The organism is Streptomyces sp. NPDC008163, assembly GCF_042956885.1.
Taxonomy (GTDB): domain Bacteria; phylum Actinomycetota; class Actinomycetes; order Streptomycetales; family Streptomycetaceae; genus Streptomyces; species Streptomyces drozdowiczii_A.
The window spans coordinates 514,592-540,466 of record NZ_JBIBHG010000002.1 but is presented as its reverse complement, the minus strand read 5'-3'; the positions used below and the strand labels follow the sequence as shown (position 1 = coordinate 540,466).

At 73.3% G+C, this 25,875-nt stretch carries 24 protein-coding genes; 11 read left to right on the top strand and 13 right to left on the bottom strand.

The genetic code is table 11. The features are described from left to right. Window positions 1–121: 121 nt before the first annotated feature. From ACFZAT_RS07505 to ACFZAT_RS07475, 7 genes are all read left to right on the top strand, one after another. Window positions 122–892, top strand: coding sequence for an IclR family transcriptional regulator (locus tag ACFZAT_RS07505; RefSeq protein ID WP_018104665.1), 771 nt, complete (start codon window positions 122–124; stop codon window positions 890–892). A 105-nt stretch (window positions 893–997) separates the two neighbouring features. Continuing rightward, window positions 998–1,963, top strand: a complete 966-nt coding sequence (locus ACFZAT_RS07500; RefSeq protein ID WP_391261444.1) for a hypothetical protein — start codon at window positions 998–1,000, stop codon at window positions 1,961–1,963. Next, window positions 1,960–3,225, top strand: coding sequence for a histidine kinase (locus tag ACFZAT_RS07495; protein ID WP_391261440.1), 1,266 nt, complete (start codon window positions 1,960–1,962; stop codon window positions 3,223–3,225). The genes ACFZAT_RS07500 and ACFZAT_RS07495 overlap by 4 nt, the downstream gene beginning before the upstream one ends. After that, window positions 3,222–3,881, top strand: a complete 660-nt coding sequence (locus ACFZAT_RS07490) for a response regulator (protein WP_391261437.1) — start codon at window positions 3,222–3,224, stop codon at window positions 3,879–3,881. The genes ACFZAT_RS07495 and ACFZAT_RS07490 overlap by 4 nt, the downstream gene beginning before the upstream one ends. Before the next feature lie 100 nt (window positions 3,882–3,981). After that, window positions 3,982–5,427: a penicillin-binding transpeptidase domain-containing protein gene (locus ACFZAT_RS07485; protein WP_391261435.1), complete on the top strand. Its 1,446-nt coding sequence runs from the start codon at window positions 3,982–3,984 to the stop codon at window positions 5,425–5,427. A gap of 96 nt (window positions 5,428–5,523) precedes the next feature. Continuing rightward, entirely contained in the window at window positions 5,524–6,093 is a 570-nt protein-coding gene (locus ACFZAT_RS07480; RefSeq protein WP_391261432.1) for a SigE family RNA polymerase sigma factor, read from the top strand. Further along, window positions 6,090–6,809, top strand: coding sequence for a hypothetical protein (locus tag ACFZAT_RS07475; RefSeq protein ID WP_391261429.1), 720 nt, complete (start codon window positions 6,090–6,092; stop codon window positions 6,807–6,809). Before ACFZAT_RS07480 ends, ACFZAT_RS07475 begins: the two co-directional genes overlap by 4 nt. Here ACFZAT_RS07475 and ACFZAT_RS07470 read toward each other — a convergent pair. The 11 genes from ACFZAT_RS07470 to ACFZAT_RS07420 all read right to left on the bottom strand — a co-directional run bounded on the left by ACFZAT_RS07470 (window position 6,806) and on the right by ACFZAT_RS07420 (window position 19,643). Continuing rightward, window positions 6,806–7,897, bottom strand: coding sequence for a pectinesterase family protein (locus ACFZAT_RS07470; protein ID WP_391261426.1), 1,092 nt, complete (start codon window positions 7,895–7,897; stop codon window positions 6,806–6,808). The genes ACFZAT_RS07475 and ACFZAT_RS07470 overlap by 4 nt on opposite strands. A gap of 71 nt (window positions 7,898–7,968) precedes the next feature. After that, entirely contained in the window at window positions 7,969–9,315 is a 1,347-nt protein-coding gene (locus ACFZAT_RS07465) for a polysaccharide lyase family 1 protein (protein WP_391261423.1), read from the bottom strand. Window positions 9,316–9,430: 115 nt separating this feature from the next. Beyond that, a complete protein-coding gene (locus ACFZAT_RS07460) occupies window positions 9,431–10,765 on the bottom strand; it encodes an extracellular solute-binding protein (RefSeq protein WP_391261420.1) in 1,335 nt (444 codons plus the stop codon). Further along, window positions 10,762–12,336, bottom strand: coding sequence for a family 43 glycosylhydrolase (locus tag ACFZAT_RS07455; protein WP_391261417.1), 1,575 nt, complete (start codon window positions 12,334–12,336; stop codon window positions 10,762–10,764). The genes ACFZAT_RS07460 and ACFZAT_RS07455 overlap by 4 nt, the downstream gene beginning before the upstream one ends. Continuing rightward, window positions 12,333–13,160 (bottom strand): DUF6807 family protein, encoded by an 828-nt coding sequence (locus ACFZAT_RS07450; RefSeq protein ID WP_391261414.1) that lies wholly within the window; start codon window positions 13,158–13,160, stop codon window positions 12,333–12,335. Before ACFZAT_RS07450 ends, ACFZAT_RS07455 begins: the two co-directional genes overlap by 4 nt. Beyond that, window positions 13,157–14,335, bottom strand: a complete 1,179-nt coding sequence (locus tag ACFZAT_RS07445) for a Gfo/Idh/MocA family oxidoreductase (protein ID WP_391261412.1) — start codon at window positions 14,333–14,335, stop codon at window positions 13,157–13,159. The genes ACFZAT_RS07450 and ACFZAT_RS07445 overlap by 4 nt, the downstream gene beginning before the upstream one ends. A 5-nt stretch (window positions 14,336–14,340) precedes the next feature. Continuing rightward, window positions 14,341–15,246 carry an ABC transporter permease subunit gene (locus ACFZAT_RS07440; RefSeq protein ID WP_391261409.1) on the bottom strand — a complete coding sequence of 302 codons (906 nt, stop codon included), beginning with the start codon at window positions 15,244–15,246 and terminating at the stop codon, window positions 14,341–14,343. After that, complete coding sequence (locus ACFZAT_RS07435; RefSeq protein ID WP_391261406.1) at window positions 15,243–16,172, bottom strand: ABC transporter permease subunit; 930 nt, start codon at window positions 16,170–16,172, stop codon at window positions 15,243–15,245. Before ACFZAT_RS07435 ends, ACFZAT_RS07440 begins: the two co-directional genes overlap by 4 nt. Window positions 16,173–16,330: 158 nt before the next feature. Then, window positions 16,331–18,058: an L-arabinonate dehydratase gene (gene araD, locus ACFZAT_RS07430; RefSeq protein WP_391261403.1), complete on the bottom strand. Its 1,728-nt coding sequence runs from the start codon at window positions 18,056–18,058 to the stop codon at window positions 16,331–16,333. After that, entirely contained in the window at window positions 18,055–18,957 is a 903-nt protein-coding gene (locus tag ACFZAT_RS07425; protein ID WP_391261400.1) for a dihydrodipicolinate synthase family protein, read from the bottom strand. The genes araD and ACFZAT_RS07425 overlap by 4 nt, the downstream gene beginning before the upstream one ends. A gap of 29 nt (window positions 18,958–18,986) precedes the next feature. Then, window positions 18,987–19,643 (bottom strand): FCD domain-containing protein, encoded by a 657-nt coding sequence (locus ACFZAT_RS07420; RefSeq protein ID WP_391261397.1) that lies wholly within the window; start codon window positions 19,641–19,643, stop codon window positions 18,987–18,989. 265 nt (window positions 19,644–19,908) lie between these two features. On the opposite strand from ACFZAT_RS07420, the gene ACFZAT_RS07415 reads away from it, so the two are divergent. Further along, the gene (locus tag ACFZAT_RS07415; RefSeq protein WP_391261723.1) at window positions 19,909–21,129 is read left to right on the top strand and encodes an MFS transporter; all 1,221 of its coding nucleotides are present in this window, start codon (window positions 19,909–19,911) and stop codon (window positions 21,127–21,129) included. On the opposite strand, the gene ACFZAT_RS07410 is transcribed toward ACFZAT_RS07415, so the two are convergent. Both ACFZAT_RS07410 and ACFZAT_RS07405 read right to left on the bottom strand, forming a co-directional pair. After that, a complete protein-coding gene (locus ACFZAT_RS07410) occupies window positions 21,115–22,308 on the bottom strand; it encodes a hypothetical protein (protein WP_391261394.1) in 1,194 nt (397 codons plus the stop codon). The genes ACFZAT_RS07415 and ACFZAT_RS07410 overlap by 15 nt on opposite strands. Beyond that, window positions 22,305–23,249, bottom strand: a complete 945-nt coding sequence (locus ACFZAT_RS07405) for a 5-dehydro-4-deoxyglucarate dehydratase (protein ID WP_391261391.1) — start codon at window positions 23,247–23,249, stop codon at window positions 22,305–22,307. Before ACFZAT_RS07405 ends, ACFZAT_RS07410 begins: the two co-directional genes overlap by 4 nt. A gap of 197 nt (window positions 23,250–23,446) precedes the next feature. Between ACFZAT_RS07405 and ACFZAT_RS07400 the strand changes: the two genes are divergently transcribed. The 3 genes from ACFZAT_RS07400 to ACFZAT_RS07390 all read left to right on the top strand — a co-directional run bounded on the left by ACFZAT_RS07400 (window position 23,447) and on the right by ACFZAT_RS07390 (window position 25,830). After that, window positions 23,447–24,262, top strand: coding sequence for an NAD-dependent epimerase/dehydratase family protein (locus tag ACFZAT_RS07400; RefSeq protein WP_391261388.1), 816 nt, complete (start codon window positions 23,447–23,449; stop codon window positions 24,260–24,262). Between the two features lie 51 nt (window positions 24,263–24,313). Beyond that, complete coding sequence (locus tag ACFZAT_RS07395) at window positions 24,314–24,532, top strand: hypothetical protein (RefSeq protein WP_391261385.1); 219 nt, start codon at window positions 24,314–24,316, stop codon at window positions 24,530–24,532. 101 nt (window positions 24,533–24,633) lie between these two features. Then, window positions 24,634–25,830 carry a TerD family protein gene (locus tag ACFZAT_RS07390; protein ID WP_391261382.1) on the top strand — a complete coding sequence of 399 codons (1,197 nt, stop codon included), beginning with the start codon at window positions 24,634–24,636 and terminating at the stop codon, window positions 25,828–25,830. Window positions 25,831–25,875 lie beyond the last annotated feature (45 nt).

The window sequence follows — 25,875 nt, the reverse complement described above, 5'->3', positions numbered from 1 at the left end:
AAGCTGTTCGGTATTCTGAACAGCGTTCCTGAACGTGAATGTGAAGCGACTCTATTTCCGGGCGTTCGGTGTTGGCAAGAAGTCGCAGGGTTTCGTCGGCGGGGTGAAAGGGGTCAGGGCGATGTCGGTTCCCGAGTCGGGTGGGGCGCAGGTCAAGTCCGCGGTACGGACGGTCGAGCTGCTGGAGTACTTCGCGGGACGGCCCGGCATGCACTCGCTCGCCGCGGTCCAGGAGGCCGTCGGCTACCCGAAGTCCAGCCTCTACATGCTGCTGCGCACCCTGGTGGAGCTGGGCTGGGTGGAGACCGACGCGACCGGCACGCGGTACGGGATCGGCGTACGGGCCCTGCTGGTCGGGACCTCGTACATCGACGGTGACGAGGTCGTCGCCGCGGCCCGCCCCACGCTCGACCGGCTCTCCGACGACACCACGGAGACCATCCACCTGGCCCGGCTCGACGGCACCAACGTGGTCTACCTCGCCACCCGCCAGTCCCAGCACTATCTGCGCCCCTTCACCCGGGTCGGCCGCCGGCTGCCCGCGCACTCCACCTCGCTCGGCAAGGCGCTGCTGGCCACCTACAGCGACGAGCAGGTCCGCAAGATGCTGCCCGAGACGCTGCCCGCGCTCACCGAGCACACCCTGACGGACCGGGAGAAGCTCATCGAGGAGCTGCACCAGATCCGCGAGCAGGGGTACGCGGTGGACCGCGAGGAGAACACGCTGGGGCTGCGCTGCTTCGGCGTCGCCGTCCCGTACCGCACCCCGGCCCGGGACGCCATCAGCTGCTCGGTGCCGGTCGCCCGGCTGACACCCGCGCACGAACAGATGGTCAAGGACGCGCTGTTCGACGCGCGCGACCGGCTGACGCTCGCCACCCGCAGGCTCTGACACCCCAGGGCTTTCGGAGGACCCGGTCCGTCTCCCCCGCGCGGCGGAGGCGGATCGTCGCCGGGCAGGAGGTGCGGGGGCGCGCCGCCCGGCAGCGTGGAGGCCATGACCACCGCCTCAGCCCGCACCGCGCTGCGCACCGTCGCCATCGCCGCCTGTCTGCCGTACATCACGCTCAAGCTCGCCTGGGTGGCGGGCAGCCGCGTCGGGATCCCGGCCGGCAGTGAGCTGCTGGACCACCGCGCCCTGATGGCCGTCGCCAACGGCGGTTCGGTGCTGATGGACGGTGCGGTAGTGGTCCTGGCCCTGCTGCTCACCCGGCCCTGGGGGCTGCGGGTGCCCGCGTGGCTGCTGGCGCTGCCGGTGTGGACGGCGACCGGGCTGCTGCTGCCGATCATGACCGGCTATCCGGCGCAGCTGCTGGTCCGGGCGCTGGGCGGGAGCACCGACGGCGCGGACGCCGCGGGCCGGCCGTTCCTGCGCGAGTGGGTGTTCGGTGTCGTCTACGGCGGCTTCATCCTCCAGGGCCTGTCCCTGGGCGCCCTGTTCGTGCTGTACGCACGCGAGCGCTGGGGTCACCTCTGGCGGGGCACGCTGGGCGAGCTGCCCGCGAGCCCGACCGCCCCCGCGCTGCGGGCCGCCGCCGTCACCGCGTCGCTGCTCGCCCTGGCGCCCGGCACCGCGCATCTGCTGTGGGCGGCGGGCTCGACGGCCGGGCTCACCCCGGACCGGGTGGCCGGGCGGGACAGCGGCTTCCACGTGCTGGAGGCGGTGTACGTGCTGTGGATCGCGGTCGCCGTGGCCGGGGTCCTGCTGCTGGCCTTCCGCCGGTCCGCGCTGCCGCTGCGGGTGCCGCTGGCGCTGGCCTGGGGCGGGTCCGGGGCGACGGCCTGCTGGGGCGGCTGGCTCTGCCTGGCCGCGCTGGGGTCGGCCGGGGAGGGCGCGGAAAGCGCCACGCCCGGCATGGTGCTCACCTACGCTGTGCAGATGCTGGTCGGAACGCTGGTGGTGACCCTCGGCGCGTACTTCCTCGCGGAACGCGCGGCCGGGACGCGGAACGCCTCGGCATGACCCCGCTCATACTCCGGCCGGTGGGCCGCCGGGCCCGGCTGCGGTGGCTGCACCTGATCATCGGCGGTGCCCTGCTGATGCCGTACTTCCTGGTCGGCACGGTGGTCGTCGGCCTCTACGCGCCCGGCGCCAACCCCTTCACCTCGCTCTCCGCCCAGTTCTCCGCCTTCGGTTACGCGCTGCCGATGGCCGCCGTCACCGCGCTGCTGCCCACCGCCCGGCCGCTCTCGGTGGCCACCGCCCGCGCCCTGTGCGGGCTCGCCCCGGACCGGCCGCTGGCGGACGGGCCCGCCACCTCCCGGCAGGCCCGGGTGCGCTCGGCCGCCTGGTTCACGCTGCACGTCGGGCTCGGCGGGATCATCAGCGGGATGACCCTGGCGCTCGTTCCGTTCGCGGTCTGCGTGATGGCGCTGCCGTTCGTCCCGGCCCTCCGCGCATCCCCCGCCCTGGGCGCCCGCCCGGCCCTGGACCACACCTGGGTCCTGGCCGTCGCACCCCCGGCCGGGGCGGCCATGCTCCTGGCACTCGCGGGGTGCGCGGCGGCGGCCGGGGCGCTCCTCGCGAACCGGGCGCCGGTGCTGCTCGGTCCGACCCCGGACGACCGGCTCGCCGCCGCCGAGCGCCGGGCCGGCGAACTGGCCGTCCGCAACCGGCTCGCCCGGGAGCTCCACGACTCGGTGGGCCACGCGCTGAGCGCCGTCACCCTCCAGGCGGGGGCCGCCCGCCGGGTCCTGGACAGCGACCCCGGGTTCGTCCGGGAGGCGCTCACCGCGATCGAGGAGACCACGCGGCGCACGGTCGGCGAACTCGACGCGGTCCTCGGGCTGCTGCGGCAGGACGGCGACGGGTCCGACGCGCTCGCCGGCCCCGGGCTCGACGTGCTCGGCGGGCTGCTCGCCCGGTGCGGGGTGCCCGTGCGCTACGAGGCCGACGGCGACCCGGGCACGGTGCCGGGACCCGTCTCGGCCGAGGCGTACCGGATCGTGCAGGAGGGCCTGAGCAACGCGGTGCGGCACGGCGTCCCCGGCTCGCCGGTGCGGCTGCGGATCGGCGTCGGCCCCCGCGAGCTGGCCATCGTCCTGGACAGCGCGCTCCCGCCGCGCCCGCCGGTCGTCCGCCCCGGCGGCGGACGCGGACTGACCGGCGTCGCGGAACGCGCCCTGCTGCTCGGCGGCGCCACCGAGGCCGGGCCACGCGACGACGGCGTGTGGCGGCTGGCCGCCCGCCTCCCCCTGCGTCCCCCCGCGAAGGAGCCCCGATGAGCACGCCGGTCCGGATCGTCCTCGCCGACGACGAACGCATGGTGCGCACCGCGCTGCGGGCCATCCTGGACGCCGAGGACGGTCTGGAGGTCGTCGGCGAGGCTGCCACCGGTGCCGAGGCGGTCTCCGTGGTGCGGGCACTGCGCCCCGACGTGGTGCTGATGGATGTGCGGATGCCCGAGACGGACGGCATCCGGGCCACCGGGCAGATCCTCGCCACGCTGGACCCGGCCCCGCGCGTCCTGGTCGTCACCACCTTCGAGCACGACGCCTATGTCTACGAGGCGCTGCGCGCCGGGGCGGCGGGTTTCCTGCTGAAGCGGGCGGCGGCCGCGGAGCTGGTGCAGGCGGTGCGGCTGGTGGCGTGCGGCGACTCGCTGCTCTTCCCGGCCGCCGTGCGGCAGCTCGCCGCCGCGTACGGGACGCCCGCGCCGGCCCCCGCCCCGCCGTGGGCCGCCCGGCTCACCGAGCGGGAGGCGCAGGTGCTGCGGCTGATCGCGGCGGGGCTGACGAACGCGGAGATCGCGGACCGGCTGGCGGTGGGCGCGGCGACGGCCAAGACGCATGTGGCGGCGGTCCTCGCGAAGACCGGGGCCCGGGACCGTACCCAGGTGGTCATCACCGCGTACGAGTCGGGGTTCATCACGCCGGGCTGAGCCCGTGCGGCCGTGCACGCCGTGGTCACCGTATGAGGAATCGGTGAGAAGCGGCACAACCGGGAACGACCCGCCCCGCCCCGCTCGTCCACCGAGCGGGATGAACAAGACGATCAAGCGCGCCTCGGTCTTCTGCCTGCTGCTGGTCCTCGCCCTCCTCGGGCGGGCGACCTGGGTGCAGGCGTACCAGGCCAAGGCGCTCGCAGACGACGACCACAACCGGCGGAATTCCATCGCGCAGTACGCGCAGCCGCTGGGCGACATCATCGTGGCCGGTTCGCCGGTCACGGGCTCGAAGCGGACGGAGGGCAGCGATCTCGCGTACAAGCGCACCTACACACAGGGCGACCTCTACTCGTCCGTGACCGGCTACAGCTCGCAGGCGTACGGCTCGACGCAGCTCGAAGGGATCTACAGCCATGTGCTGGACGGCACCGACGACCGGCTGAAGAGTCCGCTGGACGCGATCACCGGGAAGCGGCCCGCGCCCGGTGACGTGGTGACGACGATCGACCCGGACGTCCAGAAGGCGGCGAGCGACGCGCTCGGCGACGACAAGGGCGCGGCCGTGGCGATCGACCCGAGGAGCGGGCAGATCCTGGGCATGGTCTCCTCGCCGTCGTACGACCCCTCGGACATCAGCGGGACGAACGACGGGGACACCTGGCAGAAGCTGCTCGCCGACCGGGACAAGCCGCTGGTGAACCGGGCGATGCGGCAGCCGCTCGCGCCCGGCTCGACGTTCAAGCTGGTCGTGGCGTCGGCCGCGCTGGAGAACGGGCTGTACGACTCCGTGGACGAGCCGACGAAGAGCCCGGTGCCGTACACGCTGCCGGGCACCAGCACCCCGCTGCGGAACGAGAGCGCGTCCGCCCCCTGCGAGAACGCCTCGCTGCGCGTCGCCCTCCAGTACTCGTGCAACAACGTCTTCGGCAAGGTCGCCGCCGACCTGGGCCAGGCCAAGGTGCGGGCGATGGCGGAGAAGTTCGGCTTCAACGAGAAGGAGCTGGACGTGCCGGTGCGGGCGTCCGAGAGCGTGTATCCCGAGGACATGGACAGGCCGCAGACGGCGTTGTCGGGCATCGGCCAGTTCGAGGTGACCGCGACCCCGCTCCAGATGGCGATGGTCTCCGCCGCCCTGGCCAACGGCGGTGAGCTGGCGGCCCCGCACATGGTGTCGAAGGTGACCGACGGGGACGGTGGCACGCTGGAGGACTTCGCGGACGGCGACACGAAGCGGATCGTCTCCGAGGACACCGCGAAGCAGCTGCGCAGCGCGATGGTGACCGTGGTGGAGAAGGGCACCGGCACCAACGCCCGGATCGCCGGGGCTGAGGTCGGCGGCAAGACGGGCACCGCCGAGAACGGCGTGGACAACAGCAACACCCCGTACGCCTGGTTCACCTCGTACGCCAAGTCCGGCGGCCAGGAGGTCGCGGTGGCGGTGATCGTGGAGGACTCCGGTTCGACCGCGTCGGAGGTCAGCGGCAACGGGCTGGCGGCGCCGGTCGCCAGGAAGATGATGGAGGCGGCGCTGCGGCGGTAGCCCTCTCCTTCTGTCGAAGCGCTTGCGGTACGCTCACGCCCCGGCGGGGGGCGTACCGGGCGGGCCGGGCGGGCGAGCGCAGGGGACGGGGTAGCCGTGGGCACAGCAGTCGACGATGCCGCCGCCGAGTTCCACGCGTTCTTCGAGGCCCATTACGCGGAGCTGGCCCGCCTCGCCCATCTGCTGACCGGTGAGGCGGATGCCGCCGACGATCTCGCGGCCGACGCCCTGCTCGCGCTCTGGCACCGCTGGGACCGGGTCCGCGAGGCCGGGAACCCGGTGGCGTACGCGCGGGGTGTGGTCGCCAATCTGGCCAGGACGCGCATCCGCAGCGCGGTCCGGGAGCGGCGCCGGATCGCGCTGTTCTGGGCGCCGCGCGGCGGCGGGGACGGCGGGGCGGCCGAGGGGCCCGACGTCCCGGCGGTGGTGGACGTGCGGGAGGCGCTGCGCAGGCTGCCGTTCCGCAAGCGGGCCTGTGTGGTGCTGCGGCACGCCTTCGACCTCTCGGAGCGGGACACCTCGCTGGTGCTGGGGATCTCGGTGGGTACGGTGAAGAGCCAGACCTCGCGCGCCGTCGCGGAACTGCAGCGGCTGCTGGGGCCGGAGACGCCCGCCGCGCGGGTCCGGCTCGCCGTCGCGGCGCAGCGCAGCGGAGGAGAGCGGTGAACGACGAGGAGTTGTCCGGGCGGCTGCGGGAGGCCGCCGAGGCCCACCGCCCCGACCGGGCCCGGATGCTGGCCCGGATCGAGCGCGGGATGGCGGGCGGCCGTCCGGCACCCCGGTCCGTGCGCCCGCCGCGCGCGGTCCGCCCGTGGCTGCGGGTGGCCGGGGCGACGGCGGCGGTCTGCGGGGTGCTGGCGGCCGGAGCGTTCGCGGCCACCTCGGCGGGCGACGACGGCCGGGCACGCGGCGGGCGGGTGGCGTCGGCGCCCTCCGTCACCGCGAAGGCCCCGCACTCCCCCGCCGCGAAGGCGCCGCTCCGGCCCGAGGACGGACCGCTGTGGACCGGCGGCGTGGTCGACCCGCACAGCAACGCGTACTGGGCGCAGAGCAACGTCACCCTGCGGACCACCGAACCGCTGTCCGCGCTCACCGTGGAGCTGCGGGTGGCCCAGACCGGCGGGGTGAACAGCACCGGCTCCTGGCGCTCGCTGCCCGAGCCGGACTTCACCGTGTCGGTGGACGAGAGCGGCGGCTTTCTGGTCTACCGGTGGACGCTGCGTCCCGGCCGGACCGTCCCGGCCGGGACGCACACGTTCGCCGGGCAGTACAACCACGCGGAGGGCGACCGGGACGCCACCGGCGACACCGTGACCGCGCACGCGGTCCGTGCCTCGGGCGGCGAGGCGGCGGTGGGCGACCGCTTCGGGCGGTCGCGTTAGGGCCTCCAGTCGCCGAACCAGGCGGCGGGGGTGTGCTGCCGCGCCTCGGTCCGGGTGAGCTGGGGGCGGTTGGCCGGGACGGTGACGCGCGCGCCCGGTCCCGTGTTGCGGTACTCCGCGAACCGCTGGTCCTGCCACGGGAAGCCCGCCGACATGGTGCCGTACGGCTCGTCCGTGTCGATGCCCGCGCCGAGGTGGCTGTCGCGGACGGTGAGCATGGGGTGCGCGGTGAGGTCGGAGGACGGCACCCAGGGGCGGGCCAGCTTGAAGTACCCGTCGGGGGCGGTGCTGGTGACCCGGGAGCGCAGGACCAGGAAGCCGTGCGGGTCGGCCCCGGCGGTGCTGGGCGCGAAGACGAAGCCGTGGGGCGGTCCGGTCAGGTCGGTGCGGGCCAGGGTGCGGAAGTGGCAGCGGTCCAGGACCGCCGACGCCCGGCCGAAGACGAAGTCGACGTCCCCCTCCACGTAGCAGTCGCGGTAGTGCTGCCGGGCGAAGTCGGTGAGGGACGCGGAGTCCGCGTACAGCGTGTCCTGGTGGCCCAGGAAGCGGCAGCCGGTGAACGACGAGCGGTCGCCGGTCACCTTGAGGGCGACGGCCTGGGTGCCGGTGTAGTCGGGGTGGTCGGCGCGCAGCCAGTCGTTGGCGAAGGTCAGGTCGCGGGCGGTGAGTCCGGCGGGCCGGGCGGTGACCGTGGCGGACCCGCTGGTGCCGTAGGTGCCCGAACCGTCGGGGCGCGGGGTGCCGTTGGCGTTGTCGTACACGATCACCGTGTCGCGCGCGTCGCCGCTCGCGCCGATCAGGGTGAGGCCGGTCCGGTCGGCGGGGATGTCCACGGTCTCCCGGTAGGTGCCGGGGGCGATGACCAGGGTGCGCCCGGTACCGGTGGCCGCGTCCACGGCGGCCTGGACGGTGGTGTGGTCGCCCCGGCCGCGCGCGTCGACGTACAGGGTGGCGCGGTCGCGGCGGCGGGCGGGCGAGCCGTGGCGGCCGAAGGGGCGGGCGTGGGCGAGGGCGGGCGGGGCGGTCCCGAGGGCGAGGGCGGTGGCGGAGCCGGCGAGGAGGGCCAGGGCGGTGCGTCGGGTGGGCATGGGTGCTCCTTTCTGCGGGGGCGGCCTCCGCCGGTGCCCGCGCGGGCACCGGCGGAGGAAGGGGCGGCCGGTCAGGCGCCGGGCAGCCGGCCCGCGCCCGCGCCGAGGCCCACGACGAGCGGCACCAGCAGCGGGTGGTCGACCCGGTTGCGCAGGGTCGGGGTCCAGCCGGCGCCCGTGGTCAGCTGCTCCTCGGGGACGCCCGCGTTGTGGACGGCGATCAGGTCGGTGCGGCGGCCGTTGACCCAGTTGTCGGCGGCCGTCAGCGAGGACTCCGACCACTTCTTGAGGATCTTGGCCTTGTCGAACTCGCCGCTGAGCGTGAACGCGTTGTGCTCGGCGACCAGATGGGACTCGGCGCCGATCCCGTACGAGTAGCCGTAGACGCTGCCCTTCGTGGCGACGAAGTGGTTGTTGTACGAGTCGACCTGTCCGAAGCGGACGCGGGGCGCGCGCTCGTTGACGTCCTTGAACAGGTTGTGGTGCAGGGTGACGCGGAGCTTGCCCCGGTCGGTGTCCCCGGCCTTGTCGCTGTTGCCGAGGAGCATCGTCTTGTCGTGGTCCTTGAGGACGTTCCAGGAGGCGGTGACCAGGTCGGCGCCCTTGACGATGTCGAAGAGCCCGTCGTGCTGCTGGTACAACTCGTCGAAGTAGCGGGGCTGGTCGGCGTCCGGGCGGTCCCCGTCGCTGAAGGTGTTGTGGTCGACCCAGACGTGGTCGGAGCCGTAGACGACGAGGTTGTCGTACTCGGAGTTCCAGTGGCCGGTGTCGCCGTCGGTCGGGTCCCACTGCGGGAAGCAGTCGTAGGTGTCCTCGAAGGCGATGTTGCGCACGATGACGTTGGAGACGTCCTGGATCTGGATCGAGGCGCCGATGACCGTGGCGTCCCGGCCGACGCCGATCAGTGTGGTGTTGGACGGGACGTAGACGTTGACGGCGGCCTTCTGGAGCTTGGCGGAGGCGAGCCGGGCGTCCTCCATCGGCCCCGAGGGGACCTCCTCGCGGCCCCAGGTGTCGGGGTCGTAGGCGGCGAGGTACTTGTCCAGGGTGTAGCCGTCGGTCTGGTACGCCTCGCAGTCGATCGGGTTGCCCTCGGCGTCGGCGTTGCCGTGCACGGTCCCGGCGATCCGGACGATCTTCGGGGCGTCGCCCGCGTCCTCGAAGGCGGCAATGAGCTCGGCGCGGTTGTGCACGGTGTAGACGTGGTCGGGCGTCGCGGCCGCACCGCCGGTGGTGGAGCCCTCGGCGGAGGCCCAGCCGTCGCCCTTCGCGAGGACGGCGCGCTCGGCGCCCCTGGTGCCGTGCGGCCGCGGGGCGGCCTGCGCGGGGACGCTCAGGGCGAGGGCCAGCGAGGCGCAGCCCATCGCGACGGCGATGGCACGGGCACGGTTCCTGCGGGACGGAATGAATGTGGACATGACAAATCCTCGGTTCTGGTGCGGGACCTGTGGAAGGGAGAGGAAGGGGGGTGGCGGGGCGGGGCGGGCCGTCCGTGCGACGGGCTCGCGCCCGGCCCCGCGCCGGGGGGCCGGATCAGCCGTTGCCGCGCTCCTTCCACTCCTTCTGGGCCGCGTTGAGCTCGTCGGCCATCTTGTCCAGGAACGCCTTGGCCGTGACCTTGCCGAGCAGCAGCTTCTGGAACTCCGGCTCGTTGTCGGCCTTGCTGATGTTGTTCCAGTCGGGCAGGTAGTACGGCAGCTGCACGATCTTGGTGGAGCCGTCGGTGAGGGCCTTCGCGGCCAGCTCGGTCGGCGCGGCCTCGCTGATCCACGGGTCCTTGGCGGCCTCGGTGTTGGCGGGGATGGCTCCCGCGGACTCGTTCCACTTGCTGTTCGACTCGTGCGAGGCGGCGAACTCGATGAACTTCCAGGCGGCCGTCTTGTTCTTGCTCGCCTTGAACAGGCCCAGGCCGTCGACCGGGTTGGAGACCTGGACGCGGGTGCCGCCGTCGCCGACCGGGTTGGGGATGCCGGCGAACTTGTCCTTGCCGAGGGCCTTCAGGTGGTCCTGGTAGGAGCCGAGGTTGTGGCTCAGCATGCCGATGGTGCCGGTGTCGAACTGGGCGACCATCTTGGTGAAGTCGTTGTTGACGTCGGCGGACGGCGTCGTCTTCTTGTAGAGGGCGGCGTACTTCTCCAGCGCCGCCACGTTCTTGGGGTCGTTGAGGGTGGTCGTGTCGCCGTTCCAGAACTCGGTGATGCCCGACTGCCCGTACGCAGCGTCGAGGGCCTGGGCGATGGAGCCGGCGCCGCCGCGGATGGTGTAGCCGAACTTGTTCTTCCCGGCGTCGGTCAGCTTCTCGGCGGCCTGGTAGAACGTGGCCCAGGTGGTGGGCGCGTCGAGCCCGGCCGCCTTGAAGAGGTCGGTGCGGTACCAGAGCGCGCCGTTGTTCGCGGAGGTCGGCACGGTGTACATCTCGTCGTCCCGGCCGGCCGCGTCCTTGACGCTCTCGACCATGCCCTCGACGAGCTTGCCGTTGAGCGAGGAGTCCTTGATCCGGTCGCCCAGCGGCTCCAGGGCGTCCTGCGAGACCATGTTGGCCAGGTAGGCGGTGCCGACGCCGCCGACGTCCGGCACTCCGCCGCCCGCGATGGCCGTGTCGTACTTGGACTGCACGTCGGCGATCGGGATCGGCACGTACTTCACCTTGATGTCCGGGTACTTCTTCTCGAAGTCCTGGATGATCTCCTTCCAGACGGCGGTCCGCGGACCGCCGTTGTTGTCCCAGAAGGTGATCTCGCCCTTGCCGCTGCCCTCGCCGCCGCTCGCGCTGCCGTCGTCGCCGCACGCGGTCGCCGTCAGGGCGAGTACCGCCGCGAGGGAGACGGCGGCCGCGGCGCGCCCCCGCTGCGTCTTCGAGATGTTCATGATCGGCTCTTCTCTCTCGGTTCGATTGCGTGTGACGCGGTTACGTGGAAGCCGGTGAAGCGGGCGGTCCCGGTCGGGCCCGTCCCGGGCGGCGCGGTGGCGAACAGCCCGAGCAGCGCGCCGACCCAGCGCCACGGGGTGGCGGCGAAGACCTGCCCGGAGGGCCGGAACCCGGTCCCGTCCCCGGTGTCGGCGAGGAAGCGGCACCGGGCACCCGCCGCCACCTCGATCCGCAGCCGCGCCGTCCCCGAAGGCGCCGCCCTGGCCTGCCCCGCGTCGCGCTCGGCGGCGGCCGCCTCGGCGAACCGGTGCACCAGCCGCACCCCGCCCTCCGCCGGCCGTTCGAGCCCGATCCAGGAGTAGGCGTCCCCGAGCACGGCGACCCCCGCCCTCGCCCCGGGCGCCTCGCTGTCGAGGGCGAGGCCCACCTCGGCGGTGAACGTCTCGGCGGGCAGCCGCTGGACCAGGACGTGGGGCAGGAGCCGCAGGTCGTGCGCGTCGTCCGCCGGTACGCAGCTCAGCCGCAGCCCGTCCCCGGCGTGCTCGACGGTCCAGCCGGGGCGCGGGTTCGCCGTCCACTGCCACTGCCTGCCGTGGCGGCCGCCCGGGAATCCGTCGTCGCAGGCCGGGGCCTCGACGGGCTGGGCGGGCAGGGCGGGCTTGCGGTGCGTGGCGACGGGTTCGCCGGCGTCGCCGATGACCGGCCAGCCGTCACCGTCCCAGCGCATCGGCTGGAGGTGGACCACCCGGCCGTAGGCACCGCGCTCCTGGAAGTGCAGGAACCAGTCCTCACCGGCCGGGGTGTCCACCCAGGCGCCCTGGTGCGGCCCGTTGACCCCGGTCCGGCCCTGGGCGAGGACGACGCGCTCCTCGTAGGGGCCGAAGAAGTCGCGCGAGCGAAACGCGCCCTGCCAGCCCGTCGCGACCCCGCCCGCCGGGGCCAGGATCCAGAACTCGCCGTTGCGCCGGTGCAGCTTGGGGCCCTCCAGGGTGAACCAGCCGGGCAGTGCGTCGGCGTCGATCAGGGTCTTGCCGCCGTCGAGGAGTTCCCGTCCGTCGGGGCTCATCCGGTGTCCGGTGAGCCGGTTCTTGATCCCGGAGCGGGACTTGGCCCAGGCGTGCACGAGGTACGCCTCGCCGGTCTCCTCGTCCCACAGCGGGCACGGGTCGATCAGCCCCCGTCCGGCCTTGACCAGGTGGGGCGCGGTCCACGGGCCCCGGACGTCCTCGGCGCTGATCTGCTGGATGCCGTGGTCGGGGTCGCCCCAGAAGATCCAGAACCGCCCGGCGTGGTGCCGCAGCGCGGGCGCCCACACCCCGCAGTCGTGGCGGGGCGCGGCGAACTCGGCGGCGGGCTCCAGGCGGTCCAGGGCGTGCCCGGTCAGCGTCCAGTTGACGAGGTCGCGGGAGTGGAGCAGCGGCAGCCCGGGGGCGCGGCCGAAACTGGAGGCGGTGAGGTAGAAGTCGTCGCCGACGCGGATGACGTCGGGGTCGGACCAGTCGGCGGCGAGCACCGGGTTGCGGTAGGTGCCGTCGCCGAGATCCGCGGTCCAGGGGCGGGTTCCGGTCACGCGGTCACCGCCCGGCGGACGAGGGCGGCGGCGCCTGCCCGGTCGAGGCGGCCGTCCGCGACGACGGTGACCACGCGGCGTACGACCGTGGCCCCCGCGGGCACGGGCAGCCGTTCGGTGGCGGCGAGGGATGAGCCGACGCCCGGGTACTCGGCGGTGCGCACGAACCACGGGTCGCGGCGGGTCTCCTCGGTCGCCCCGGCGAACACCAGCGACCAGCCGTCGCCGCGGAGCGCGACCCAGTCGGCGGCCCGCCCGTGCACCGCCCCCTCGCCGTCCGCCTCCGGGCCGAACACGGCGGGCGGGGACGCCTCCTTGGGGGCGCGCCAGAAGAAGCCGCCGTATCCGGCGCCGGGGCGGCCGTTGGTGGCGGGGCTGCCGATCGACAGGTCACCGGGGCCGGGGTTGGTGAGCGAGAAGGAGAGGTCGAGCGCCCAGGCGGTGTCCGAGAGGGCGGTGGCGGCCACCGTGCGGTGCTCGCGCAGCAGTTCGCCGCCTGCGGCCTCCCAGCCGAGCTCCTCCACGAAGCCGTCCGGGTCGCAGAGCTTCCAGCCGAGGTGGCGCTGGGTGCCGTGGTTGTCGAGCACGGTGGGCCCCTGGCCCCGGACGAAGGTGCGCCCGCCCCAGAAGTTGTGCCCGGAGACGTCCGGGACGGCGACGGAGGCGCCCAGGTGGTGGATGTGGTCGGCGGGGCGCTCCTCGGTGACGGAAATCCCGGCGAGGGTGGTGACGGGGTGGAGGTAGGGGCGGCCCGCGTCGGCGGGGCGGTAGGTGTAGCGGCCGACGGGGCGGCCGGCGCAGCTGAGCAGAGCGGTGTTCGTCATGAGGAGGTCACCTCGCTGCGGGCCCAGGGGGCGCCGAGTTCGGAGAAGAGCGCGAGGGTTTCGGCGCCGGACGCGACCAGGGCGTCGATGCCGCGCACCACCCGGCGGGTGGCCCCGGAGCCGGGGACGGGGGCGGTGTGCCAGGCGTCGGACGGCAGGGGGCGCGGTTCGGGCGCGGTCCGTACGGCCTCCACGACCTCCATGAAGGCGCCGGTGCGCTCCGGCGGTACCAGGAGCGGGGCGCCCTCGGTCAGGTGGGCGGCCAGGTTCTCCAGGAGGTCGGTGCGCCCGTGCACGGTCTCCAGGGGGCCGTGTCCCGCGCGCTGGACGAGGACGCGGTCCTGCTTGTACCAGAAGGTGATCCGGCCGCGGTCGCCGTGGACGATGACGTACGGCTCCCCCGCCTGTTCCGCGCAGAGGGTGACGGCGGCGGTGACGGGCGGCCCGGACGCGGTGGTGACGCGTACGCAGGAGGTGTCGTCGGCCTCGATGTCATGGGCCCGGAAGAGCTCGGTGTCGATGGCGGTGACGTCCTCGGCGGTGGTCCCGGCGAGTTCGAGGGCCGTGGCGACGGCATGGGCGAGCGGGTTGGTGAGGACTCCGTCGACCACGTCGGTGTTCCCGATCCGGCGCCGCCCGGCCCAGGGCGCCCGCCGGTAATAGGCGTCGTCGCGGACCCAGGCGCCCGCCGCCGCGTATCCCCGTACGGTGCCGATGGCACCGGTGGCGACGAGTTCCCGGATGGCGGGGACGGCGTGCGAGCCGAAGGACTGGAAGCCCACCTGGCAGGCGGTGCCCGCGTCGCGCACCCCGGCGAGGATGCGGTCGAAGTCGGCGCGGGTGGCGGCGGGTGGCTTCTCCAGGAGGAGGTGCACGCCGCGCCCGGCGGCGGTCAGGGCGAGGGCGGTGTGGGTCTGGATGGGGGTGCAGATCACCGCGGCGCGGGCCCCGGTGGCGTCCAGGAGGGCGCCGAAGTCGGCGGACTGCTCGGGGGGTTCGTCCGCGAAGGCGGCGAGCTCGGTGGCGTCGAGCGGGGTGAGTTCGCAGATGCCGGCGAGGCGGACGAGGCCCTGGTGCTGGAGGCGGCGGATGTTGGCGAGGTGCCGGAGGCCGTGGCCCCGGGCGCCCGCGAGGACGATCGGGAGGGGGGTGACGGCGGGGGGCAGCGAGGTCATGTGCGTCACCCCTTCACGGCGCCGGCGCTGAAGCCGGTGATCAGCCACTTCTGGATGAAGGCGAAGACGATCACCACGGGCACCGCGGCGATCACCCCGCCCGCGGCGAGCGCGCCCAGGTCGACGCTGTCCGCGCCGATGAGGGTGTTCAGGCCGACCGGGATCGTCTGCTTGTCCTGCTCGCTGAGGAACATCAGCGCGAACAGGAAGTGGTTCCAGCTGTGCACGAAGGCGAAGGAGCCGACGGCGATCAGCCCGGGCCGCAGCAGCGGCAGCACGACGGCGCAGAAGGCCCGGAAGCGCGAGCAGCCGTCCACCCAGGCGGCCTCCTCCAGCGAAGGGGGCACGTTCTTGATGAATCCGCTGATCAGGATGATGGAGAGCGGCAGTTGGAAGACCGTCTCGGCGATGACCACGCTCCCCAGGGAGTTGATCATTTGGAGGTTCTTGAAGATCTCGAAGAGCGGGACGAGCATCAGGGCGCCGGGGATGAACTGCGAGCAGAGCAGCGCCAGCATGAAGCCGTTCCTGATCCTGAAGTCGAACCGGGCGAGGGCGTAGCCGCCGGCCAGCGCGACGAGGGTCGTGGCGATCAGGGTGCAGACGCCGACGATCATGCTGTTCTGGAAGAAGACGGCGAAGCTGCGCTCGTTCCAGACCTTGGAGAAGTGCTCCCCGGTCATCGGCCACGGCACCAGCGAGGTGGAGCCCGCGGGCCGGACGGCGAAGAGGAACATCCAGTAGAACGGGACGAGCGTGAAGACCAGGTAGAGGCCCAGCGGTACGTAGATCTGCCAGCGCGGTACGTCGTCGAAGGCGCGTTCGCGGCGGGGCGTGGCGGGCGGCGGGCCCTCGGGGGCGGCCGGCCGTGCGGCCCGGGTGCCGTTCTTCTCGGCGAGTGCGGCAGTCACTTGTGGTCGCCTCCGAACTTGCTCAGGCGCAGATAGACGATCGAGCAGAAGAGGAGGATCACGAAGGCGACGGTGGTGAGCGCGGATGCGTAGCCGAAGTCGTGGCCCTCGATGCCGGTGTTGGCGACGTAGAGCGGCAGGGTGGTGGTCTCGCCGGCCGGTCCGCCGCCGGTGAGCGTGTAGAGGAGGTCGACGTTGTTGAACTCCCAGACGCCGCGCAGCAGCGTGGACAGGATGATCGCGTCGCGCAGGTGGGGCAGGGTGATGTGGAAGAACTGCCGCAGCCGTCCGGCGCCGTCCACGGCGGCCGCCTCGTACAGCTCCTTGGAGACGGACTGGAGGTCGGCGAGGATGAGGATGGCGAAGAAGGGGACCCCGCGCCAGAGTTCGGCGACGGTCGCGGCCCAGAAGACGGTGCCGGTGTCGGAGAGCACCGAGGTGCCGTACTCGCCGATCCCGGCGTCGGCGAGATAGCGGCTGAAGCCGGTCGACGAGTTGTAGAGCAGGATCCAGATGGTGCTGGTCAGCACACCGGAGACGGCCCAGGGCGAGAAGACCATGGCGCGGGAGATGCCCCGGCCGATGAAGGTCTGGTTGACGATCAGGGCCAGCGCGAGCCCCAGCGTGAGCTGGAGCGCGACCTGTACGAGGACCCACTGGGCGCTGAAGCCGAGGGTCGTCCAGAACTGGTCGTCCTCGGTGAAGATCCGGGTGAAGTTGTCGAGGCCCGCGAAGCCGTTCCGCCACGGCTTGGTGACGTTGTAGTTCTGCAGGCTGTAGTAGAAGACGCTGACCACCGGGTAGGCGATGAAGCCGAGCATCAGCAGCCCCGCGGGGGCGATCAGCAGATACGGCAGCCGGCGGGGGCTCGCGGAGCGGCGCCGGGGCACCTTGGGCGGTGTGGCCGCGGCGGAGGCTTGGGCCATGACACGTCTCCGTTCTCTCTGTACGGGGGTGCGGGTGGTGCGGTGTTCCTTCGTGCGGTGGTACGCGGCGGAGCCGGTGGTGCGTGTAGTACGCAAGCGCTTCCCGCATGCTGTTCGGTATCCCGAACAAGGAGGCGCCGGGATTCCTGCGGGGCCGTTCAGCCGGCGTACGGGTCGGGCACTTCTCCCGGCCGGGCCAGGAAGGCGAAGTCGCAGCCGGTGTCGGCCTGGGTGATCTGGTCCTGGTAGAGCGCCTGGTAGCCGCGCTCGTACCGGACGGGCGGCGGGGTCCACTCGGCGCGGCGGCGCGCCAGTTCCTCGTCGGGCACGTCGAGGCTGAGCAGCCGCGCCTCGACGTCCAGGGTGACGAGGTCACCGGTGCGGACGAGGGCGAGCGGCCCTCCGACGTAGGACTCGGGCGCGATGTGCAGCACGCACGCCCCGTAGCTGGTGCCGCTCATCCGGGCGTCGGAGAGCCGGACCATGTCCCGTACACCCTGCTTGAGCAGGTAGTCGGGGATCGGGAGCATGCCGTACTCGGGCATCCCGGGACCGCCCTTGGGCCCCGCGTTGCGCAGGACCAGCACATGGCCGGGGGTGAGCGCGAGCGCCGGGTCGTTGATGGTGCGCTGCATCTCGCGGTAGTCCTCGAAGACGACCGCGGGTCCGGTGTGGCGCAGCAGGTGCGGTTCGGCGGCGATGTGCTTGATGACGGCGCCGTCCGGGCAGAGGTTGCCGCGCAGCACCGCCACGCCGCCCTCGTCGGCAAGGGGGTTGGAGCGCTTCCGTATGACGTCGTCGTTGTGCACGAGCGCCCCGTCGAGCTGTTCGCGCAGGGTGTCGTGGGCGACCGTCGGGCGGTCCAGGTGCAGGACGTCGGTGAGCCGGGCCAGGAAGCCGGGGAGCCCGCCGGCGAAGTGGAAGTCCTCCATCAGGTATTTCCCGCCGGGGCGGAGGTTGGCGAGGACGGGGACGGTGCGGGCGATGCGGTCGAAGTCGTCCAGGGTGAGCTTGATCCCGGAGCGTCCGGCCATCGCGATGAGGTGGATGACGGCGTTGGTGGACCCGCCGAGCGCGAGGACGGTCGCGACGGCGTCCTCGTACGCCTCCGCCGTGAGGATCTGCGACAGTTTCCGCTGCTGCCACACGAGTTCGACGATGCGGAGGCCGGAGGCGGCGGCCATCCGGTCGTGGCCGGAGTCGACGGCGGGGATCGAGGAGGCCCCGGGGACGGTGACGCCGAGGGCCTCGGCGGCGGCGGTGAGGGTGGAGGCGGTGCCCATGGTCATGCAGTGGCCGGGCGAGCGGGCGAGGCCGTTCTCCAGCTCGCCCATCTCGCAGTCGCCGATGAGTCCGGCGCGCTTGTCGTCCCAGTACTTCCACATGTCGGTGCCGGAGCCCAGGACCTCGTTGCGCCAGTGCCCCGGCAGCATCGGCCCGGCCGGTACGAAGACGGCCGGCAGGTCCACGGACGCGGCGCCCATCAGCAGGGCCGGGGTGGACTTGTCGCAGCCGCCGAGCAGGACCGCCCCGTCGACCGGGTAGGACCGCAGCAGCTCCTCGGTCTCCATCGCCAGCATGTTCCGGTAGAGCATCGGGGTCGGCTTCTGGAAGGTCTCCGAGAGCGTGGAGACCGGGAACTCCAGCGGGAAGCCGCCCGCCTGCCAGACCCCGCGCTTCACGGCCTGCGCCCGGTCGCGCAGGTGTACGTGGCAGGGGTTGATGTCCGACCAGGTGTTGAGGATCGCCACGACCGGCTTGCCCAGGTGCTCCTCGGGGAGGTAGCCGAGCTGGCGGGTGCGGGCGCGGTGGCTGAAGGAGCGGAGCCCGTCGGTGCCGTACCACTGGTGGCTGCGCAGTTCCTCGGGGGCGATGCGGGCGGTCATATGGACCAGCCGGCGATCTGGTCGGCGACCTCGGCGCGCTGCGCCTCGGGCAGCACCCTGCTGGGCGGGCGCACCGCGCGGTCGCACAGCCCGAGCGCGGCCAGGGCCTCCTTGACGACGGTCACGTTGTTGGCGGACTGCCGGTCGGCGCGCAGCTCCTCGAAGCGGCGGATCCGCTCCCAGACCTTCATGGCCGCCGGGTGGTCGCCGGCCCGCAGCGCCTCCAGCATGGCCAGCGAGACGCCGGGCGCCACGTTGACGAGCCCGGAGGTGAAGCCGGTGGCGCCCGCGGAGAAGTAGGCCGGGGCGTACAGCTCGGCGAGCCCGGCGACCCAGACGAAGCGGTCCAGCCCGGCGTCGCGGGCGAAGGCGGCGAACCGGGCCGCGTCCGGCACCGCGTACTTGACGCCGATGACGTTGGGGCAGCTGTCGGCGAGCACGGCCAGGCAGGCGCCGTCCAGGTGCGGGTTGCGGATGTACGGGACGATCCCGAGCCCGGGCACGGCCTCGGCGATGGCCCGGTGGTAGTCGATCCAGCCGTCCTGCGAGACGTACGGGTGGACGGGCTGGTGGACCATCACCATCTCGGCCCCGGCGTCCCGGGCGTGCTCGGCGGCGGCGACGGCGGTCGGCACGTCGTGCCCGACGCCGACCAGGACCGTGGCCCGGCCGCCGGCCTCCTCGACGGTGAGCTCGGTGACGGTGCGCCGCTCATCGGGGGTGAGCGCGTAGAACTCCCCGGTGTTGCCGTTCGGGGTGACGATGCGCACGCCGCCGTCGAGCAGTCTCCGCAGCAGGGCGCGGTGCGCCGCCGTGTCGATGGACCCGTCCCCGGCGAACGGGGTCACCGGGATCGCCACGACATCTGCGAGGGCCGCCTTCAGCGGGGTGAGGTCCATGCGGACTGGCCTTTCTTCGGTGTGCCGGTTCACGCCGCGCCGCCCCCGTCCTCGTCGTCGGGGAAGGCGCGGCGGACGAACGACGCGATGTGGTCGTGCAGGGCCCCGGCCGCCGCGTCCGCGTCGTCGGCGAGCGCGAGCCGCAGGATCTCCCGGTGCTCGGCCGCCTCCCGCTCCCAGGACGGGATCGCCGACCAGGCGACCGTGGAGACCAGCGCCGCCTGGTCGCGGACCTCGTCCAGCATCCGGGCCAGCAGCGGGTTGCCGCAGGGCAGGTAGAGCGCCCGGTGGAAGTCCCGGTTGGCGAGCGAGCGGTCGGCCGTGTCGCCTGCCGAGTCCGCCCGCTCCAGGGCCTCCTGGGCCGCGTCGAGGGACGCCCTGCGGGTGATCGAGCGGCGCAGCGCCTCGGGTTCGAGCAGCAGCCGTACGTCGTACACCTCGCGGGCCATGGCCGCGTCGACGAGCCGGACGGTGGCGCCCTTGTACTGGCTCATGACGACGAGTCCGGTGCCGGCGAGGGTCTTCAGCGCTTCGCGGACGGGGGTCTTGGAGACCCCGAACTGCGCGGCGAGCTCGGTCTCCACGAGCGCCTGCCCCGGCCTCAGTTGTGCCGTGAGGATCGCGTGCTTGATCGCCTCCAGCACGTACTGGGTGCGGGACGGAATCGGGGTGGGCGCAAAGGTCATGGGGGAAGGGCTCTCACATCTCGCGTATCGCGTCTCATATATGACGTACGGAGTACGACGCGATGAAGCTAGGGCCGCCGCAAATGTTTCGTCAACGCTTCTGACCAAAGAACTTCGCGGGACCGGGACATGTGCCGTACACGGATTCCGGTCCTCCGCACGGGAGTTCCGCCGGGTAGGGCATCTGCCCGATGCCGTGCCGGGGCCTCAGCCGCCAGCCTGACCGCAGGACGAACGCGCAGGTCGGAAAGGTGCGGTGGGTGTGATGGCGGTGGGCCGGGTGCTGCGGAACAGGACGGCGGGGGTGTTCCTCGCGGCGGTCGTGGTCTCCGGGTTCGGCAGTTCGGCGATGCGGCTGGCGGCCGGGATCTGGGCCAAGTCGCTGACGGGCTCGGACGCGCTGGCGGCGCTCGCCCTGTTCGCGGTCTGGCTGCCGGTCCTGTTCGGCCCGCTGCTCGGGGCGGTGGCGGACCGGCTGCCGCGCAAGCCGCTGCTTGTGGGCACGAACGTCGTCCTGGCGGCCCTGATGGCCATGCTCGCGGTGGTGGGCGGGGAGGGGCGCGTTCCGCTGCTGTTCGCGGTGCTGGTGCTGTACGGGTGCCTCTCGGTGCTGATGGACTCGGCGGAGTCGGCCGTGGTGGCGGGGGCGGTCCCGGCCGAGCTGCTGGGCGACTTCAACGGCCTGCGGATGATGGCGAACGAGAGCATGAAACTGGTCGCCCCGCTGACCGGCGCCGGGCTCTACGCCCGCTTCGGGGGCGGCGCGGTGGCGCTCCTGGACGCGGTCTCGTTCGCCCTCGCGGCCGGTCTCTACGCGCTGCTGCGGGTACGGCGGACGGCCGGGCCGGCCCGCCTGGGACCGCGCGGCCGGGCGGCCGGGCTGCGGCAGCTGCGGGGGTCACCGGTGCTCCGCCCCCTGGTCCTCGCCGCCTCGGCCACGATGCTGTGCGCCGGGCTCAACGGGGCGACGCTGTACGCCGTCGTGGACGATGTCCTCGGCCACTCCCCCGCGTACGCGGGTGTGCTGTCGGTCGCCCAGGGGCTCGGGTCCGTCGCGGTCGGGCTGTGCGCGGGCGCGCTGATGCGCCGACTGCCGGAGCGGGTCTTCGCGGCGGCCGGGATCGCGGTGTTCGGGGTCGCGGTGGGGCTGCGGGCCGTACCGTCCGACGCGATGGCGCTCGCCGCGTGCGCGCTGATCGGGGTGGGCCTGCCGTGCGTGCTGATCGCCGCGCTGACCGCGGTGCAGCGGGAGACCCCGGACGCGGTCCTGGGCCGGACGGCCGCGACCGCCGACACGCTGATCATGTCGCCGAACGCGGTGGCGCTGGGGATCGGCGCGGGTCTGGTGGCGCGGGTGGACGTCACGGTGCTGCTGCCGCTGGTGGGCGCGGGGGCGGTCCTGACGGCGGGGCTGCTGCTGACGGCGGGCCGCCGGGAACGGGTGGCTCCCGGCGGCCCGGTGGCCCCGGCCTCAGCCGAGGCGTGACAGCGCCCCCGCAACGGCTGCCAGGTCCGGATCCGATGCCAGGCCCGCGTGGTACAGGCGGAGTTGGTTCGCGCCGAGCGAGGCGGCGTGCGCGGCGTCCCGCTCCAGCGTGTCCGGGCTGCCGCCCATGCCGCGCACCACGGTGAGGTTGGCGGCGACGACCGCACCGTCCGCCCGCCCGGCGAACGGCCCGAGCACCGCCTCCCGCGCCGCGTCCGCCCCGGTGCACGGCAGCACCACGCCGTCGGCCACGGACAGGATGTGCCCGGGGTCGACGCCCGCGTTGGCCCCGCAGCGGTACGGGGCGGGGTCGGCGTGCAGCAGCACCTGGAACCCGGGCGCCGCCGCGGCCCGCACCGCGCCGGTCACCGCCTCCTGGAGGCTCCGGGCCACCTCGGTGCGCCACCGCAGCGTCGCCTCCGCGAGGTCGGTGCCGCGGACACGCCCCAGCAGCGTGCCGACGGCGTCCCAGCCCGCGTCCGGCGATCCGGACCCGGACCAGACGGGGGCCAGCGCGCCGCGCACGGCCGCCCGCAGCTCCTCGGGATCGAGGCCCTGTCCGGCGTAACCGGCCCGGCAGACCCCGCAGAAGCAGAGCGACATCAGGTACTGCGCCGCGTCCCCGAGCCCGACGCCCGCCACTTTGTCGTGGGCGTGGAGGTGGGCGAAACCGTACCAGCCGCAGGACTCCAGCTCGGTGCCCCGCGCCCCGTCGCGTACCGCCGCCTCCGCCGCCAGGTCCACCAGGTAGGCGCGGACCTCCGGGCGCGCGACGCAGGGCGCCCACGGATAGCGGTCCCCGTATGCGTTGACCACCGAGGTGTCCGGATGGTCGGCGCCCAGCCGTGAGCTGTGCGCGAGGACCACCCAGCTGTGCACGTCGAGACCGGCGCCGGCAAGCGCGTCGGCGGCCTCGGCGAAGGGGTCGTCGGACGCGGACCACGTCTGCCGGTGCGGACGCGGCGCCCGGCCCGCCCAGCGGTCCTCGTCCGGCGGGTACTGGACCGCCGCGTACTCGGCCGTGACGATGCGGTGGCCGGGGTGGCGGGGGGTCAGCGCCCGGGTCGAGTGGTAGGCGGCGGCGAGCGTCACCTGCCGGACGCCGAGGTCCGCGATGCGGGCGGGGGCGTCCGGGTCGCCGACGACGTCCCAGGGGTAGAGGAAGGCGGACGTCCTCATCCGCGCTCCTCCAGCAGCGCGCGCCCGGCGGCGATGATCTCCGTCAGCTCCTTGATGTGGGCGGCGGGCGGCTCGGTGAGCGGACTGCGCACCGGCCCGACGTCCAGACCGTGCATCCGGACGCCCGCCTTGACCAGCGAGACGGCGTAGCCCCGGCCCTGGGCCCGGAGCTCGACGAGCGGCCGGTAGAAGGAGTCGAGCAGCGCGTTGACCAGGTCGTCGTCGCCGGATTCCAGGGCGCGGTAGAAGGCGAGCGCGAGGTCGGGGGCGAAGGCGAAGACGGCCGAGGAGTACAGCGTGACGCCGATGCCCCGGTAGGCGAGGCCGGTGAGCTCGGCGGTGGGCAGCCCGTTGAAGTAGAGGAAGTCCTGCCCGGGCAGCCCGCTGCGCACCGCGCTCACGATGCGCTGCATGAGGTCCAGGTCCCCGTAGCCGTCCTTCAGGCCGATGATCCCGGGGGTCTGCGCCAGGGCGAGGACGGTCTGCGGGGTGAAGACGGCGTTGTCGCGCTGGTAGACGATGGTCTCCAGGCCGGTCGCCCCGGCCAGCGCGGTGTAGTGGGCCAGCAGCCCTTCCTGGTCCGCGTGGACCAGGTACGGGGGCATGGCGAGCAGCCCGTCCGCGCCCGCCTCCTCGGCGAGCCGGGCGAACTGGACGGCCAGCGCGGTGCCGTATCCGGCGCCCGCGACGACCGGCACCTGTCCGGCGGTCTCCTCCACCGCGGCGGCGACGACGCTCCGGAACTCCTCCGGGGTCAGGGCGTGGAACTCCCCGGTGCCGCAGCACGCGAAGACGGCCGCCGCGCCCGCGTCGATGCCCTGGCGGACGTGCGCCCGGAAGACGTCCAGGTCGACGGAGCCGGTCGCGTCGTACGCGGTGACGGGGAAGAAGAGCGGCCCGGCAACGGCGGTGAGCCGGGCGGCAAGCGGGTCTGAGCTCACGGGCGCCTCCTGAGGCGTGCGCATCTCTGATTGGTGTCCATATTTATGAACGATGCCTAAGCTAGGCCCGGCGGGGCTCCGGGGTCAAGGCGACGACGCCCCAGTCCGGACCAACCCTCCACGGGTTCCCTTGACGCTCCCCGGGCCCCCGCATACCTTGTCCACGCATGTGAACCTGATCCAAGAGGAGACCCCGCATGCCCGCCGAAAAGCCCCGCACCGTCCTGCTCACCGGCGCCGCCGGCGGCCTCGGCACGCTGATGCGCGAGCTGCTGCCCGCCCACGGCTACACGCTGCGCCTGTTCGACATGGTGCCGATCGAGGGCGAGCCGGACGCGATCACCGCCGACCTCGGGGACCGGGAGGCGCTGCGCGCGGCCGTGACCGGGGTCGACGCGATCATCCACCTCGCGGGCATCTCCCTGGAAGCCTCCTTCGACAAGATCCTCAGGGCGAACATCGAGGGCATGTACAACCTGTACGAGGCCGCGCGCGAGGCCGGCGTCCCGCGCGTCGTGTTCGCCTCCTCCAACCACGCGGTGGGCTTCACCCCGCGCCCGCTCCCGGGCGATCCGCTGATCCCGGTGGAGACCCCGCGCCGCCCCGACACCTTCTACGGCCTGTCCAAGTCGTTCGGCGAGGACCTCGCCCAGCTGTACTGGGACCTGCACGGCCTGGAGACGGTCTCCGTCCGCATCGGCTCCTGCTTCCCGGAGCCGACGTCCGTACGGATGCTGTCGGTGTGGATGAGCCCGGCCGACGGAGCCCGGCTCTTCGACGCCGCGCTCACCGCCGGGAACGTCGGGCACACCGTCGTGTACGGCTCCTCGGACAACACCCGGCTGTGGTGGGACCTCACCTCGGCCCGCGCGCTGGGCTACGAACCACAGGACGACTCGGAGCCGTACGCCGCGAAGCTCGTCGCGGAACACGGCGAGCTGGACCCGGCCAATCCGGACCACGCCCACCTCGGCGGCCACTTCTGCACCAACCCGCCGGTCTGGCCGCACTGAGGCCGCGGCAATGCCGTCGCCCGGACCGCTCCGGCGCGGCATGATGCGGTCATGGCGAGACCCTCGGGATTCCGGTACGAGCGGCACGGCGACGCGAGCGTCACCGTCACCCACCACGGCCGCCCGGCGGGCACCCTGCGCGGCGGCCGGGCGGAGAAGTTTCTCGCCGAGGTGACGGCGGGCGACGCCCAGCTGGTGATGGCCCGCTGGACGGGGGCGTACAAGCACGGCAACGAGCGCACCGCGCGCAACCACCCGCGCAACCGCTGACGGGAGCCGGCACCCGGGCACGGAACGAGGGCTTCCGCCGTACGGGCGAAGCTTCCGAAAGGTAAGGGAACGGCAAAGCCGGGTCGTTCGTTCATCCGGACATGACCGCTATGACACCCGGCTCGAACCTCCCGCTGAACGCCGTCCGCGTGGCGGTGGACGTCGCCGCGCCCGTGCGGCTCGACGTCTCGGGCCTGCTGCTCACCGCCGACGGCAAGGTGCGCTCGGACGACGACTTCATCTTCTACAACCAGCCCACCGGCCCCGGTGTGAGCTACCGCTCCGGCGACGGGAGCGCGCCGGACGCCGTCGTCGTGGACACCGCGTCGGTGCCCGCCGGCATCGAGAAGATCGTCGTCACGGCGAGCCCGGACGAGGCCGGGCGGACCTTCCAGGGCGTCGAGCCGACCGCCACCGTGCGCAACGCGGACGACGGCACCGTCCTCGCGTCCTTCACCCCGCCCCGGCTGGGCACCGAGACCGCCCTCGTGATCATGGAGGTCTACCGGCGCGGCGGCGCCTGGAAGGTCCGCGCGGTGGGCCAGGGCTATGCGAACGGCCTGGCCGGCATCGCCACGGACTTCGGCGTCACGGTCGAGGAGCCCGCCGCCCCCACGGCCCCGGCGGTCACCGCCCCCGCTCCCCCGCCGCCGGTCGCCGCCCCGGCACCGGTCGCCGCCCCCGCTCCCCCGGCCGCCGCCGCGGCGCCGCCCGCGCCCGGCCGGATCAACCTGGACAAGGGCCGGGTCAGCCTCCGGAAGAACGAGACGGTCTCGCTGGTCAAGGCGGGGCGCCCGCTGCTCTCCCGGGTCAAGATGGGCCTCGGCTGGGAGCCCGCCTTCCGGGGCAAGGACATCGACCTGGACGCCTCGGTCATCGCGTACGGACCCCAGCGCAACCACCTGGACAGCTGCTACTTCGGCAAGCTGTCCATCCTGAACGGCGCGATCAAGCACTCCGGGGACAATCTCACCGGTGAGGGCGCGGGGGACGACGAGGTGATCGTCGTCGACCTGGGGCAGATCCCCGCCGAGGCGACCGGCCTGGTGTTCACGGTCAACTCGTTCACCGGCCAGAAGTTCACCGAGGTGGCCAAGGCGTACTGCCGGCTGGTGGACGCCGCCACCGACGAGGAGCTGGTCCGCTTCGATCTGACCGGGGCCGAGCCGCAGACCGGCGTGATGATGGCCAAGCTGATCAAGCAGTTCTCCGGCGAGTGGGAGATGACAGCGCTGGGCGACTTCGTGAAGTCGCGGACCGTCCGGGGCATGGTCAAGCCGGCCGCCCAGGCGCTGTAGAGCCCGGGCCCGGGCATGACTCAGGGGCCGTCCGCGCGGCTGGCG